Genomic DNA, 13,448 nt, shown 5'->3' on the forward strand with positions numbered 1-13,448 from the left:
CCCTGGAAGGCGTTCGGGAACCCCAGCGGGTTTCCCGCCGTTGGAGCATGCGTAGGCGGGAATGCCAGCAGTCCCCTGCGACTTCGGGTGACAATGCTGGGGTACCGTCCGAAGAGCAGTCTTTAAATGTCTTTATCAAACTCACTATGGCAGGAGGGACGGGGCGGCTCCGCTCCGTATGGATGGACGTGAAGCGATACTTCCGTGGGCCGGTCATGTGGATCGTGCTGGCCGTCCTTGCCGTGGTCGTGTTGATGCAGGTCGTCGGCTCGTCCGGCGGCTACAAGACGGTGGACACCGGCCAGGTCGTCCAGGCGATCAATGACAACAAGGTCCAAGAGGCCAAGCTGACCACCGGCGACGAGCAGACCATCAAGGTCCAGCTCAAGGACGGCGAGAAGGTCGACGGCAGCTCAAAGATCCAGGCGAGCTACATCGGCGACCAGGGCGTCACCCTGGCCAACACTCTGCAGGACAAGTACCAGAACAAGCAGATCCCGGACGGCTACACGGTCTCCCCGACCAAGCAGAACGCGTTCGTGGGCATCCTGCTGTCTCTGCTCCCCTTCGTCCTCATCGTCGTCGTCTTCCTGTTCCTGATGAACCAGATGCAGGGCGGCGGCTCCCGAGTCATGAACTTCGGGAAGTCCAAGGCGAAGCTCATCACCAAGGACACCCCGAAGACGACGTTCTCGGACGTCGCGGGCTCGGACGAGGCGGTCGAGGAGCTCCAGGAGATCAAGGAGTTCCTCCAGGAGCCGGCGAAGTTCCAGGCCGTCGGGGCGAAGATCCCCAAGGGCGTGCTCCTGTACGGGCCTCCCGGTACGGGTAAGACGCTGCTCGCGCGCGCTGTCGCGGGCGAGGCCGGCGTCCCCTTCTACTCGATCTCCGGTTCCGACTTCGTCGAGATGTTCGTCGGTGTCGGTGCCTCCCGAGTCCGTGACCTGTTCGAGCAGGCCAAGGCGAACGCTCCGGCGATCGTCTTCGTCGACGAGATCGACGCGGTCGGCCGTCACCGCGGCGCCGGCCTCGGCGGCGGTCACGACGAGCGCGAGCAGACGCTGAACCAGCTGCTCGTCGAGATGGACGGCTTCGACGTGAAGGGCGGCGTCATCCTGATCGCCGCCACGAACCGGCCCGACATCCTCGACCCGGCCCTCCTGCGCCCCGGCCGCTTCGACCGCCAGATCGCGGTCGACCGCCCGGACATGCAGGGCCGTCTGGAGATCCTCAAGGTTCACCAGAAGGGCAAGCCGGTCGCTCCGGACGTCGACCTGTCGGCGGTCGCGCGGCGTACGCCGGGCTTCACGGGTGCGGACCTGTCGAACGTGCTGAACGAAGCGGCGCTGCTCACCGCGCGCGGCAACGGGAAGCTGATCGACAACAACGCGCTGGACGAGGCGATCGACCGTGTGGTCGCGGGCCCGCAGAAGCGGACCCGGATCATGTCCGACAAGGAGAAGAAGATCACCGCGTACCACGAGGGCGGCCACGCCCTGGTCGCGGCGGCGTCTCCGAACTCGGACCCGGTCCACAAGATCACGATCCTGTCGCGTGGCCGTGCCCTCGGCTACACGATGGTCCTGCCGGACGAGGACAAGTACTCCACGACCCGCAACGAGATGCTCGACCAGCTGGCATACATGCTGGGCGGGCGCGCGGCCGAGGAGCTCGTCTTCCACGACCCGACCACGGGTGCTGCGAACGACATCGAGAAGGCCACCGCAACGGCCCGCGCGATGGTCACGCAGTACGGCATGACCGAGCGTCTCGGCGCGATCAAGTTCGGCGGCGACAACACCGAGCCCTTCCTGGGCCGGGAGATGTCGCACCCGCGCGACTACTCGGAAGAGGTCGCCGCGCTCGTCGACGAAGAGGTCAAGAAGCTCATCGAGAACGCGCACAACGAGGCCTGGGAAATCCTGGTCGAGAACCGTGACGTCCTCGACGCGCTGGTGCTCCAGCTGCTGGAGAAGGAGACGCTGAGCAAGGAGCAGATCGCCGAGGTCTTCGCTCCCATCGTCAAGCGCCCGGCCCGCCCCGCGTGGACCGGCTCCTCCCGGCGCACCCCGTCGACCCGCCCGCCGGTGCTCTCCCCCAAGGAGCTCTCACTGACGAACGGGGCGAACGGCTCGGCGGCGGCCATCGCCAACGCCACGGAGTCCGTCCCGGCGACGGAGGCGGCCCCGGAGGACCGCACCGAGAGCTGATCGTCCGGCTCCCGGTGGCCTCACCAGGCCCGGAATGAATGCCGCGCCCCTCAGGTTCTAGCCTGGGGGGCGCGGCATTTTCGTATGCCCGAAAGTTCGACGCGTCGACCCGCACGCGCGAGAGGCACAGGAGCGAGGACCAGATGACCGACCCCGTGACGCTGGACGGCGAGGGCGTGATCGGCGAATTCGACGAGAAGCGCGCCGAGAACGCCGTACGAGAGCTCCTCATCGCGGTCGGCGAGGACCCGGACCGTGAGGGCCTGCGCGAGACGCCGGGGCGGGTGGCTCGGGCGTACAAGGAGATATTCGCGGGGCTGTGGCAGAAGCCCGAGGACGTCCTGACGACGACGTTCGACCTGGGGCACGACGAGATGGTCCTGGTGAAGGACATCGAAGTCCTGAGTTCCTGCGAACACCATCTCGTGCCGTTTGTCGGAGTTGCCCATGTTGGGTACATTCCGTCCACCGACGGCAAGATCACCGGTCTCTCGAAGCTGGCTCGGCTCGTGGACGTCTACGCCCGACGGCCTCAGGTCCAGGAGCGGCTCACCACGCAGATCGCCGACTCCCTGATGGAGATCCTGGAGCCGCGTGGCGTGATCGTGGTCGTCGAGTGCGAGCACATGTGCATGTCGATGCGGGGCGTACGCAAGCCTGGCGCGAAGACCATCACGTCGGCGGTGCGCGGCCAGCTGCGGGACTCCGCCACCCGCAATGAGGCGATGAGCCTCATCATGGCGCGCTAGCTGTATTGCCCTGCGCAGCTGTGCGGCGGCTCCTGCGTTACGCCGCCGGAGCCGTCCCGCCGTTGTCGTCGTCGTCCTCCGGGAGCTTGCAGACGCGCTCCAGGAAGAAGGCGGCCGCTATGACGCCGATGCCGGCCAGGACGGAGAAGCCGGCGTAGATGGCCTGGTCGCGGCGTGCGGCGATGTCCAGGGACTCGAGCAGGAACGCGCCCGTGCCGCCGTACATACCGGCGACCAGGGCGGCGACCAGGGCGCTGGCCTGGCCGAAGACGACGGCGCGGGCCGCCATCAGGGGGTCCACGCCCTTGGCGCCGGGGCGGCGCTCGCGCTGGGCCTTGAGGCGGGCGCGCAGGGAGAGCGCCGTCGCGAGAAGGACAACCGCGATCAGGGCCAGCACGATGGGGGCGGCCAGCGGGACCCGGGGGAGCGTGCCCACCGCGCTCCACAAGCGGGCGCCCGCCCAGGACAGCACACCGGCCACGACGAACACGGCGGCCAGCGTCCTGATGCGCAGCTCTTTCACTTTGCCCCTTCGGTAAGCCCGCCCCGGACTGTCGTCCGGCCTCTGGTCGTCTTGACCTTAACGACTACTCGGGCAGCCGGAGTTCCAGGTCGGGGCGGGGCGCGACACCGTCGCGGGTGACCGTCGCGAGGAGCTGGGCCACGGGGCCGCGGCCGGGGAGCTGCGCCTCGGGCTCCACGTCGTACCAGGGGGCAAGCACGAAGGCCCGCTCGTGGGCGCGCGGGTGAGGGAGGGTCAGGACCGGGTCGTCGGAGATGACATCGGCGTACGCCACGATGTCCACGTCGATCGTGCGCGGGCCCCAGCGCTCGTCGCGTACGCGGTGGAAGGCCTCCTCGACCGCGTGCGCCCGCTCCAGGAGCGAGGACGGGGGGAGGGTGGTCTTGAGCAGCACGACCGCGTTGAAGTACGTCGGCTGGCTGCCCGGTTCGATGCCCCAGGGCTCCGTCTCGTACACCGGAGAGACCGCTTTGATGCGGACGCCGGGGGTGTCCTCCAGGGCGTCGATGGCGCCTTGCAGGGTCTCCAGGCGGTTGCCCAGGTTCGCGCCGAGGGAGATCACCGCGCGTTTCGGGTTCTGCAGGGTCGTGTCGGCGGCGTCCACCTGCTCCACCACGGAGGCGGGCACCGGCTGTACGGTCGGGTCGCTCTGACCCTCGGTGAAGAAGGCGGTCATACTCGGCTCCGGGTGATGGTGACGGTCACGTCGTCGAAGGGGACCGTGATCGGCGCGTCCGGTTTGTGGACGCAGACCTCGACCTCCTGGACCCCGTCGTGCTTCAGACACGCCTGGGCGATGCGCTCGGCGAGCGTCTCGATGAGATCGACGGGCTCGCCCTCGACGATGGCGACGACCTCTTCCGCGACGATGCCGTAGTGCACGGTCTTCGCCAGGTCGTCGTCGGCCGCGGCCGGCCGGGTGTCCAGGCCCAGCGTCAGGTCCACGATGAAGGTCTGGCCCTCTTCGCGTTCCCTGGCAAAGACGCCGTGGTGCCCGCGGGCCTTCAGGCCGCGCAACGCGACACGATCCACGCGAATCACTCCTGCAATCGTCGGTAGGGGCAGGTGCGTACCGAGTGCGGTCGGCACACCGGCCTCAAACGAATCTACCTGCGGGCACTGACAGTGCTTGCCCACGGGGGCGCGCGCCCGGGCGAAGGCCAAGAGGCTTCACCGGGCGTTTTCCCTGGGGACCACGGCGGCTCACGGGTTGGTAGCCGCCCCTACCCCGAGGCTCGTGATTCCAACCACGTCTTGGTTCCTGTGGGCCGTCTACCCACTCAACCGGGGGTGTCCTCGTCCTCCTCCTCACCGGATTCGGCGAGCACGGGGGAGGCGTGGTGCGACCAGAGCTTCCAGCCGTCGACTGTGCGGCGGAACACATTCGTGGCGACGACCAGCTGCCCGACGAGCGGGCCGAGCTCGTCGCTGTCGTCGGGTGCGGGGCCCCCGCTGAGGATGTTCTCGGTGCAGGTGACCAGCGCGGTGTCGCCGACCACGGAGACGTGCACATCGGTGAGGAAGAACTGGATGTACTCGGTGTTAGCCATGATCAGGGCGTACGAGCGCAGCACCTCGCCGCGGCCGTTGAGGACGGGCCAGCCCGGGTGGACGCAGGAGATCACCGCCCTCTCGTCCTCGATGTCGTCGTCGGCCGTGTCCAGCGGGGCCAGCCACAGCGACGACAGCTCCTCGAAGTCTCCCCGCTCCATCGCCTCGTAGAAGGCGGTATTGGCGAGCTCGACCTGCTCGACGTCGGTGCGGGGGGTGCTCACCGGGCTCCCTCTGCCGCCTGGGCCCGCGTGCCGCGCGCTTGCGCCTCAGCGGTCCGGGCTCCCTCGACGGCCCGTGCGACCCGTACGGCGTCTGCGGTGGCCCGCACCTCGTGGACGCGGACGGCCCACGCGCCCTGGTGGGCGGCGAGCGCGGAGACGGCGGCGGTGGCGGCGTCCCGCTCGCGCGCGGGCGGCGGGGCACCCTCCGGGCCCGCCAGGACGCGGCCCAGGAACCGCTTGCGGGAGGCGGCGACAAGCAGGGGGTGGCCGAGGGCGCCCAGCCGGTCGAGGTGGGCGAGGAGCGCCAGGTCGTGCTCGGAGTCCTTGGAGAAGCCGAGGCCCGGGTCGACGACGATGCGGTCGGGGGCGACGCCGCCCGCCAGAACGGCCTCCACGCGTGCGTGCAGCTCGTCGACGACTTCGGAGACGACATCCTCGTACGTCCCCTTCACGTTCCCGCCCTCCAGGAAGCCGCGCCAGTGCATGACCACGAAGGGGGCGCCCGCCGCGGCGACGGCCGGGATCATCGCGGGGTCGGCGAGACCGCCGCTGACGTCGTTGACGAGGGCGGCGCCCGCGGCGAGCGACTGCTCGGCGACGCTGGCCCGCATCGTGTCGACGGAGACGGTGACGCCCTCGGAGGCGAGCCCTCGTACGACGGGGATGACGCGCTTGAGCTCCTCCGCCTCGTCGACCCGGGTGGCGCCGGGGCGGGTGGACTCGCCGCCGACGTCCACGAGGTCGGCGCCCTCGGTGACCAGGCCGAGGCCGTGCTTGACGGCGGCCGTCGTGTCGAACCAGCGGCCTCCGTCGGAGAAGGAATCGGGGGTCACGTTGACGACCCCCATGACCGCGCAGCGGTCCCACGTCGGCAGTCCCGCGACTTGGCCGCGCCCGCGCTCATTGCTCATACATCCAGCCTAGGCCTCCGGCGAGGGGCCGAATCGCCCCCGGTGGGGTGGGAGCCCTCCCGCCTTCGGCGCGCACGGAAGCGGGCCGCGTCCCGGGTGCGGCCTGAGCGAGGGCCCAGGGCTGGGCGGGTCGGGCCCTCGCTCAGGCCTGTTCAGGGGAGCTACGCCGCTCTGACCCCGCGTTCCGTCACCCCGTGCGCGCAGGGGCGCGGAGTCCGGGTCCGGCGGCGCAGCAACCGCGGCAGCGCCAGGTTCACGAAGCCCTCCGCCTGCATCGCCGCGAAGCCGATGCGCGGGAGGTCGCCGGAGGAGCCGTAGACGACGAAGCGGGGCTCCCAGCGGGGGCGGAACTTCGCGTTGAACTTGTACAGCGACTCGATCTGGAACCAGCGGGACAGGAAGACCAGCAGGCCTCGCCAGGCGCGCAGCACAGGCCCGGCGCCGATCTTCTCGCCGCGGGCGAGCGCCGAGCGGAACATCGCGAAGTTGAGCGAGATCCGCTTGATGCCGAGGCGGGGGGACGCCTCGAGCGCCGCCACGATGAGGAGTTCGTTCATGCCGGGGTCGGCCGACCGGTCGCGGCGCATGAGGTCGAGGGACACGCCGTCCGTGCCCCACGGGACGAAGTGGAGGACGGCTTTCAGGTCGCCGTACGGGCCGGGTGCGTTGTCGGCCTTGTGGGCGGTGGCGATCAGACAGTTTCCGTCGGAGGGGTCACCGATGCGGCCGAGGGCCATGGAGAAGCCGCGCTCGGTGTCCGTGCCGCGCCAGGCCTCCGCCGCGCGCCGTATGCGGTCCAGCTCCCCCTCGCTGAGGTCACGGATGCGCCGTACCCGTGTCTCGTAACCAGCCCGCTCGATGCGTTTCACCATCTGGCGCACATTTCGCATCGCGCGCCCGGCCAGGGAGAAATCCGCGACATCCACCACCGCCTCGTCACCCAGTTCGAGCGCGTCGAGGCCGGTCTCGCGGGTCCACACCTCGCCGCCCGTCTCGGAGCAGCCCATGACGGCGGGTGTCCAGGAGTGCGCCTTGGCCTCGTCCATGAAGCGCTCGATGGCGCCGGGCCAGGCCTCGACGTCGCCGATGGGGTCGCCGCTGGCGAGCATCACCCCGGAGACGACGCGGTAGGTGACGGCCGCCTTGCCGCTGGGCGAGAAGACGACGGCCTTGTCGCGGCGGAGCGCGAAGTGGCCGAGCGAATCGCGGCTGCCGTGCTTCTCCAGGAGGGCCCGCAGCTGGACCTCGTCGTCCTCCGTGAGGCGCGCGGCGGGGTGTTCGGGGCGGAAGGCCAGGTAGATCGTGGTGACGGCGGTCAGCCAGCCGAGCGCGCCGAGCGAGAAGGCCACCGTCCAGGACGTGGGTCCGCTGTAGTCGACGGGTCCTTCGAAGCCGAGCAGGCCGTACAGGACGTGGGTAATGCGGTCGGCGAGGCTCGGGTCGCCGACCATCCGGTTCTCGTGGACGCTGACGATGATGAGTCCGAGGACGAGGGAACCGGCTCCCATGAGCACGAAGTTGGCGAGCGCGCGCCAGCGGCTGCGCGGATCGGGCAGGGCCGCGAATTCGCTCCGGTGGCGCAGCAGCGGCGCGAGCAGGGCCGCGGAGATAACGACGCCGATGAGCGAGTGGCGGTACACGAACTGCGCGACGGCACCGGCCGGGAGCAGTACGACGGCGGCCCGCCACGCCCGGCGTTTGCGGCGGCGCAACCCGTGAGCGAGCAGCAGCAGAAGCACGCCGGCGCTGAGTGACAGCGCGGCGGCGAACGGGCCGAGCGCGCCGGGGAGTACCTCGGCCATGGCGTGCATACGGCTGCGCCGGAAACGCGGGAAGACGCCGGCGGCGATGTCCAGGACCCCTACGAGCGTGCAGGCCCTGGCGACAAGGGCGGGCACGGCGTCCGGACGCGGACCGCGGACTATGCGCCGCGTCCGGCCTGATCGACTCGGAACCCCACCCGACATTTCCCCATCTATCCTGACAGACATCGCATCCCGTAGTTCTGCGAGAGACCTTGAATCCGGTGCCATTCCGGCATCCGGCGACATTGCGCCCTCTAGGACGGTGTCTTGGGGAGACAGGTTCACTCCCCTCCGGAAAGCCGTTTCAAAAGGCAAGGAAAGTCCGGGGCAAGCCCGCGCGAAGGAGCGGGGCGCGTTCGGGACAGGAAGCGCAGGCAGGAAGGCTCATGGGTCTCACGAGCAACAAGGTGCTGGTGCTGGCGGTCATGCTCGCCGTACTGCTGTTCGTCGGCACGGTGTGGCTGTGGCCACGGCTGGCGCGGCGCAACTGGCGGGCCGTCAGCGGACGGGTCGGACTGCTGCTGGCCACCCAGTTGGTGGTCTTCGTCTCGATCGGACTATCGGTCAACCAGGCGTTCGGGTTCTACGCCAGCTGGGCGGACCTCTTCGGCCAGGAGAGCGGCCAGGGCGTGGTCGTCGACCACAACGGCCAGAACGGCGCGGGCGGCGGCCCCCTCCAAGTCGTCGGCACCCAGGCGGTGAACGTGTCGGGCGGTTCCCGGCCGCAGACCGGCGGCCAGATCCAGAAGGTCGACATCGTCGGCCGTACGACGCACATCGCCACTCCGGCGTACGTCTATCTGCCTCCGGAGTACTTCCAGGCTCGGTACCGCACCCGCACCTTCCCGGCCGCCACCGTCCTCACCGGCTATCCGGGCACCGCCGAGGCGCTCATCAAGGGCCTGCACTATCCGCAGACGGCTCACGAGATGGCCAAGGACGGGAAGGTGCAGCCGATGATCCTGGTCATGCTGCGGCCGACCGTCGCGCCGCCGCGGGACACCGAGTGCGTGGACATCCCCGGCGGCCCGCAGACCGAGTCGTTCTTCGCCAAGGACCTCCCCGACGCCGTAACGGCCCACTACAGGGTGGGCAAAAAGCCCGGGAGCTGGGGCATCATCGGCGACTCCACGGGCGGCTACTGCGCCCTGAAGCTCGCCGTCCACCACCCCGAGGTGTACGCCGCCGGTGCAGGCCTGTCGCCGTACTACAAGGCGCCGATCGACCCCACGACGGGCGACCTCTTCCAGGGCGACAAGGCGCTGCAGAACAGCGCCGACCTGAGGTGGTACCTCAAGAACAGGCCCGCGCCCGACACCTCACTGCTCGTCAGCAGCAGCAAGATCGGCGAGGCCAACTACAAGGCCACGCTGAAGTTCATAGACCTCGTGAAGTCCAATCAGCGCACCCGGATCTCGTCGATCATCCTCGACAGCGGTGGCCACAACTTCAACACGTGGCGACGGGAGATCCCGGCGACGCTGCAGTGGATCAGCGGGCGGTTGAGCGACCGGTGACGGTCACTCGGGCCGGCAGGTGAAAGAAACGCTTCAGCCGGGGAAGAAGGGCTTGCGCTGTGGAAGAAAGCCTCACTTGAGGAAGAAAGCTTCACCTGGGGAAGAAACGCTTCAGCGGCCGCTGACCACCGTGTCCAGCGTCTCCAGCTCGACATCCGCGCGCGCGATGTCCCGCGCGTCCGCGGCCGTCGAGCGGCGCAGCGCCTCGTGCAGCCGGGCCGGAGTGAGCACGCCCAGGAAGCGGCCCTCGCTGTCTTTGTCGATGACGGCGATCCAGCCCGCGTCGTGCTGGAGCATCGTCGAGAACGCCTGCTTCAGGGAGGCCCCGACGGGCAGCCAGGCCTCCATGCGGCGGGCGTGCTCGCGGACCGTGCCGGTCCCCACGCGCGCGTGCTCGGCGGAGATCCAGCCGTGCAGATCGCCGGCCGCGTCCAGGACGACGGCCCAGCGGGCGTCCAGCTTCATGGGCAGCGGGTCGTCGAGGCGCACCACGGGCGGCTCTTCGAGGTCACTCTCCTCGATGGGCGTCACGGACAGCCGCTTGAGGCCCCGGTCCGCGCCGACGAAGTCGGCCACGTAGTCGGTGGCGGGCGCGCCGAGGACGGCCGGCGGGGTGTCGAACTGCTCGATGCGGCCCTGCCCGTACACGGCGATGCGGTCACCGAGACGTACGGCCTCCTCGATGTCATGCGTGACGAACAGGACCGTCTTGCGCACGGTCTGCTGGAGCCTGAGGAACTCGTTCTGCAGATGCTCGCGCACCACCGGGTCGACCGCGCCGAACGGCTCGTCCATCAGCAGCACGGGCGGGTCGGCGGCCAGTGCGCGGGCCACCCCGACGCGCTGGCGCTGGCCGCCGGAGAGCTGCTCGGGGTAGCGGTCGCCGTACACGGACGGGTCGAGGCCGACCAGGTCGAGGAGTTCGGCGGCGCGCTCGCGGGCCTTGGCGCGCTTGACGCCGAGGAGATGCGGGACGGTCGCCGTGTTGTCGAGGACCGTCTTGTGCGGGAAGAGGCCGACCTGCTGGATGACATAGCCGATACGGCGGCGGAGCTGGACCGGGTCGATGACGGATATGTCGTCGCCGTCGAGGAATATCCGGCCGCTCGACGGTTCGATGAGCCGGTTCACCATTTTCATCGTGGTGGTCTTGCCGCAGCCCGACGGGCCGACCAGCGTGACCAGTTCGCCCTCGGCAACCTCGAAGGACAGGTCGTCGACGGCCGTGGTGCCGTCCGCGTATCGCTTGGTGACGTTCTCGAACCGGATCATGGCTCCCCATTGTGGCCGGGTGCGGCGGGAGTTGTGTGAAGGCAATGTTTCGGCCTTACGGCGACTCTCGGCCATTGTCAGTGGTGGGGGTTAGGGTCGCCAGCAAGTCGCCTTCATGAGCGCGTGCTGGGGATTTTCGGGGGAGGTGGGGTGGGTGAGCGAGCAGAACTGTCTGGTGGCCAATGACTGGATCTGCGGGGAGTACGTCCGCTCCCGCAGTCAGGAACTGATCGACGCGACCGTGCAGCACGTGTGGATCACGGCGGTTTCGGTGGCCATCGGCGTGATCGTGGCCTTTCCGCTGGCGTTGCTCGCCCGGCGGTACCGCAGCTTCGCGGGTCCGATCCTCGGCCTGACGACGGTCCTCTACTCGATCCCCTCACTCGCGATGTTCTCGCTGCTGCTGCCCCTGTTCGGGCTCTCGGCCTCACTCGTGATCACCGGTCTCGTCCTGTATTCGCTGACGATCCTCGTGCGGAATGTCCTCGCGGGTCTGCGGGCCGTCCCTGAGGAGGCCATCGAGGCCGCGCGCGGCATGGGGTACGGGTCCGCGCGGCTGCTGTGGGAGGTCGAACTGCCGCTCGCGCTGCCCTCGGTGCTCGCCGGGGTGCGCATCGCCACGGTGTCGACCGTGGCGCTGACGACCGTGGGGTACATCGTGGACTACGGCGGGCTCGGCACCCTGATCGTCAGCGGGCTGCACAGCGACTTCAAGGCGCAGGTGCTCACCGCGTCCGTGATCTGCGTGCTGCTCGCCCTGGCCGCCGACCTGCTGCTGCTCGGACTCCAGCGACTGCTCACGCCCTGGGTGCGCGCGACCCGCGCTCCCCGAATACGGCGGCGCCCGGCCTCCACGAAGGTGGCTGAAGCGGCGTGAACGCGATATCAGGTGCGTACGACTGGCTGACCACCGGCGCCAACTGGCAGGGGGAGAAGGGGGTGTGGCACCGGCTCGTGGAACACCTGTACTTCAGCGGGGTCACGCTCGCCGTCTCCTGCCTGATCGCGCTGCCGCTCGCGCTGTGGCTCGGGCACATCGGCAAGGGCGGAGCGCTCGCAGTCAACCTCTCCAATGTGGGGCGGGCGGTGCCCACGCTGGCCGTGCTGGTGCTGCTCACGCTCACGCCGCTCGGTGAACACGGGGATCTGCCGACGCTCATCGCGCTGGTGCTGTTCGCGGTGCCGCCGCTGCTGACCAACGCGTACATCGGGATGAGCGAGGTGGACCGGTCGGTCCTGGAGGCCGCGCGCGGCATGGGCATGAGTGGCGGCCAGGTGTTCCGGCAGGTCGAACTGCCGCTCGCGTACCCGCTGATCATGACCGGCGTGCGGTCCGCCACGGTGCAGATCATCGCCACGGCGACGCTCGCCGCGTCGGCCGGCGAAGGGGGGCTCGGCCGGATCATCACGGCCGGGTTCAGCCTGCAGAACACACCTCAAGTGGTCGCGGGCGCCCTCTTGGTGGCGGTGCTCGCCCTGCTGGTCGAGGGCGTGCTGGTGATGGCGGGGCGGGTCTTCGACCCCATGCGCGGGCGCTCGGGCGCGGCGCGGTGACGTTCGACTTCTTGATAGGGGTAGCGATGAACAGCAGGACGCGTCGGATCACGATCGCGGCGGTGGCCGTGGGTGCGCTGACCGCGGGGCTCGCCGCGTGCGGCGGGGACAGCCTCGAAAGCGGCGGTTCGGGCAAGTCGTCCGGTGGCGGCAAGGGCAAGCTCGTCGTGGGCGCCGCCGGATTCACCGAGGCGAAGGTGCTCGGCGAGCTCTACAAGCAGGTGCTGGGCAACGCCGGTTACAGCGTGACGGTCAAGACGGTCGAGAACCGCGAGATCTATGAACCTCAGCTGGAGAAGGGGGCCATCGACATCGTCCCCGAATACGCGGCGACGCTCGCCGAATTCCTCAACCTGAAGGAGAACGGCTCGAACGCGAAGGCGGTCGCCTCCAGCGATGTCGACGCCACCGTCACCGCGCTGAAGAAGCTCGCCGAGCCCAAGGGCCTGAAGGTGCTGCCGGCCGGCGACGCGGTCGACCAGAACGCGTTCGCGGTGAGCTCCGAATTCGCCAAGAAGCACAACCTCACGACCCTTTCGGATCTCGGGAAGTCGGGCCTCAAGGTCAAGATCGCGGCCGGCGACGAATGCGAGACGCGGCCCTTCTGCGCGCCGGGTCTGAAGAAGTTGTACGGAATCGACGTCTCCGGAATCGATCCCAAGGGTGTCGGTACGACGCAGGCCAAGCAGGCGGTCAAGAACGGCACGGACCAGGTGGTGCTGACGACGACCACGGACGCGACGCTGAAGAACTTCGGCCTCGTGCTCCTCAAGGACGACAAGGGACTGCAGAACGCGGACAACGTGCTTCCCGTGGTGAACGCCAAGGACGCGGGCAGCCAGGAGATAGCCGAAGCGCTCGCGAAGCTCACGGACACGCTCACCACGGATGATCTCGTGGAACTCAACCGGAAGGTCGACGCGGAGCGCCAGAAGGAGGCGGATGTCGCCAAGGACTATCTGGAGTCGAAGGGTTTGATCAAGAAGTAGCGGCAAGAAGGGGCAGAAGCGGTAGCGGCGAGAAGGGCCAAAAAGCGGCAAGTAGGCGCAAGGAGTGGCCCTTGTGGGCGGCTGAGGCGGCGTGAAGGCTTCGGGGTGGCTGTGTTTTTGCCAGGCGGGGCACCAAGATTCGC

Annotated in this window: 13 protein-coding genes; 6 read left to right on the plus strand and 7 right to left on the minus strand. The window is 69.1% G+C overall.

The genetic code is table 11. The features are described from left to right. Positions 1–182 precede the first annotated feature (182 nt). Positions 183–2,210, plus strand: coding sequence for an ATP-dependent zinc metalloprotease FtsH (gene ftsH / locus ACZ4WS_RS24685; protein ID WP_467983376.1), 2,028 nt, complete (start codon positions 183–185; stop codon positions 2,208–2,210). 143 nt (positions 2,211–2,353) lie between these two features. After that, positions 2,354–2,959 carry a GTP cyclohydrolase I FolE gene (gene folE / locus ACZ4WS_RS24690; RefSeq protein WP_467983377.1) on the plus strand — a complete coding sequence of 202 codons (606 nt, stop codon included), beginning with the start codon at positions 2,354–2,356 and terminating at the stop codon, positions 2,957–2,959. A gap of 37 nt (positions 2,960–2,996) precedes the next feature. On the opposite strand, the gene ACZ4WS_RS24695 is transcribed toward folE, so the two are convergent. From ACZ4WS_RS24695 to ACZ4WS_RS24720, 6 genes are all read right to left on the minus strand, one after another. Continuing rightward, the gene (locus ACZ4WS_RS24695) at positions 2,997–3,482 is read right to left on the minus strand and encodes a DUF3180 domain-containing protein (protein ID WP_467983378.1); all 486 of its coding nucleotides are present in this window, start codon (positions 3,480–3,482) and stop codon (positions 2,997–2,999) included. Between the two features lie 64 nt (positions 3,483–3,546). Continuing rightward, a complete protein-coding gene (gene folK, locus ACZ4WS_RS24700; RefSeq protein WP_467983379.1) occupies positions 3,547–4,158 on the minus strand; it encodes a 2-amino-4-hydroxy-6-hydroxymethyldihydropteridine diphosphokinase in 612 nt (203 codons plus the stop codon). Further along, positions 4,155–4,514, minus strand: a complete 360-nt coding sequence (gene folB, locus ACZ4WS_RS24705) for a dihydroneopterin aldolase (protein WP_467983380.1) — start codon at positions 4,512–4,514, stop codon at positions 4,155–4,157. Before folB ends, folK begins: the two co-directional genes overlap by 4 nt. 248 nt (positions 4,515–4,762) lie before the next feature. Then, positions 4,763–5,257, minus strand: a complete 495-nt coding sequence (locus tag ACZ4WS_RS24710) for a nuclear transport factor 2 family protein (RefSeq protein WP_467983381.1) — start codon at positions 5,255–5,257, stop codon at positions 4,763–4,765. After that, complete coding sequence (gene folP / locus ACZ4WS_RS24715; RefSeq protein WP_467983382.1) at positions 5,254–6,168, minus strand: dihydropteroate synthase; 915 nt, start codon at positions 6,166–6,168, stop codon at positions 5,254–5,256. Before folP ends, ACZ4WS_RS24710 begins: the two co-directional genes overlap by 4 nt. Before the next feature lie 161 nt (positions 6,169–6,329). After that, complete coding sequence (locus ACZ4WS_RS24720; RefSeq protein WP_467983383.1) at positions 6,330–8,135, minus strand: phosphatidylglycerol lysyltransferase domain-containing protein; 1,806 nt, start codon at positions 8,133–8,135, stop codon at positions 6,330–6,332. Between the two features lie 224 nt (positions 8,136–8,359). Between ACZ4WS_RS24720 and ACZ4WS_RS24725 the strand changes: the two genes are divergently transcribed. After that, positions 8,360–9,490 carry an alpha/beta hydrolase gene (locus tag ACZ4WS_RS24725; protein WP_467983384.1) on the plus strand — a complete coding sequence of 377 codons (1,131 nt, stop codon included), beginning with the start codon at positions 8,360–8,362 and terminating at the stop codon, positions 9,488–9,490. Positions 9,491–9,601: 111 nt separating this feature from the next. Here the strand turns inward: ACZ4WS_RS24725 and ACZ4WS_RS24730 are convergent, their stop codons facing one another. Next, positions 9,602–10,762, minus strand: coding sequence for an ABC transporter ATP-binding protein (locus tag ACZ4WS_RS24730; protein WP_467983385.1), 1,161 nt, complete (start codon positions 10,760–10,762; stop codon positions 9,602–9,604). Positions 10,763–10,916: 154 nt separating this feature from the next. On the opposite strand from ACZ4WS_RS24730, the gene ACZ4WS_RS24735 reads away from it, so the two are divergent. From ACZ4WS_RS24735 to ACZ4WS_RS24745, 3 genes are read left to right on the plus strand one after another with little or no spacing between them, the layout of a single operon-like run. Next, positions 10,917–11,639: an ABC transporter permease gene (locus tag ACZ4WS_RS24735; RefSeq protein ID WP_467983386.1), complete on the plus strand. Its 723-nt coding sequence runs from the start codon at positions 10,917–10,919 to the stop codon at positions 11,637–11,639. After that, positions 11,636–12,316, plus strand: coding sequence for an ABC transporter permease (locus ACZ4WS_RS24740; RefSeq protein ID WP_467983387.1), 681 nt, complete (start codon positions 11,636–11,638; stop codon positions 12,314–12,316). The genes ACZ4WS_RS24735 and ACZ4WS_RS24740 overlap by 4 nt, the downstream gene beginning before the upstream one ends. Positions 12,317–12,342: 26 nt before the next feature. Beyond that, complete coding sequence (locus ACZ4WS_RS24745; protein WP_467983388.1) at positions 12,343–13,305, plus strand: ABC transporter substrate-binding protein; 963 nt, start codon at positions 12,343–12,345, stop codon at positions 13,303–13,305. The last annotated feature ends 143 nt before the right edge of the window (positions 13,306–13,448 follow it).

Source organism: Streptomyces sp. NPDC029292, assembly GCF_055569295.1.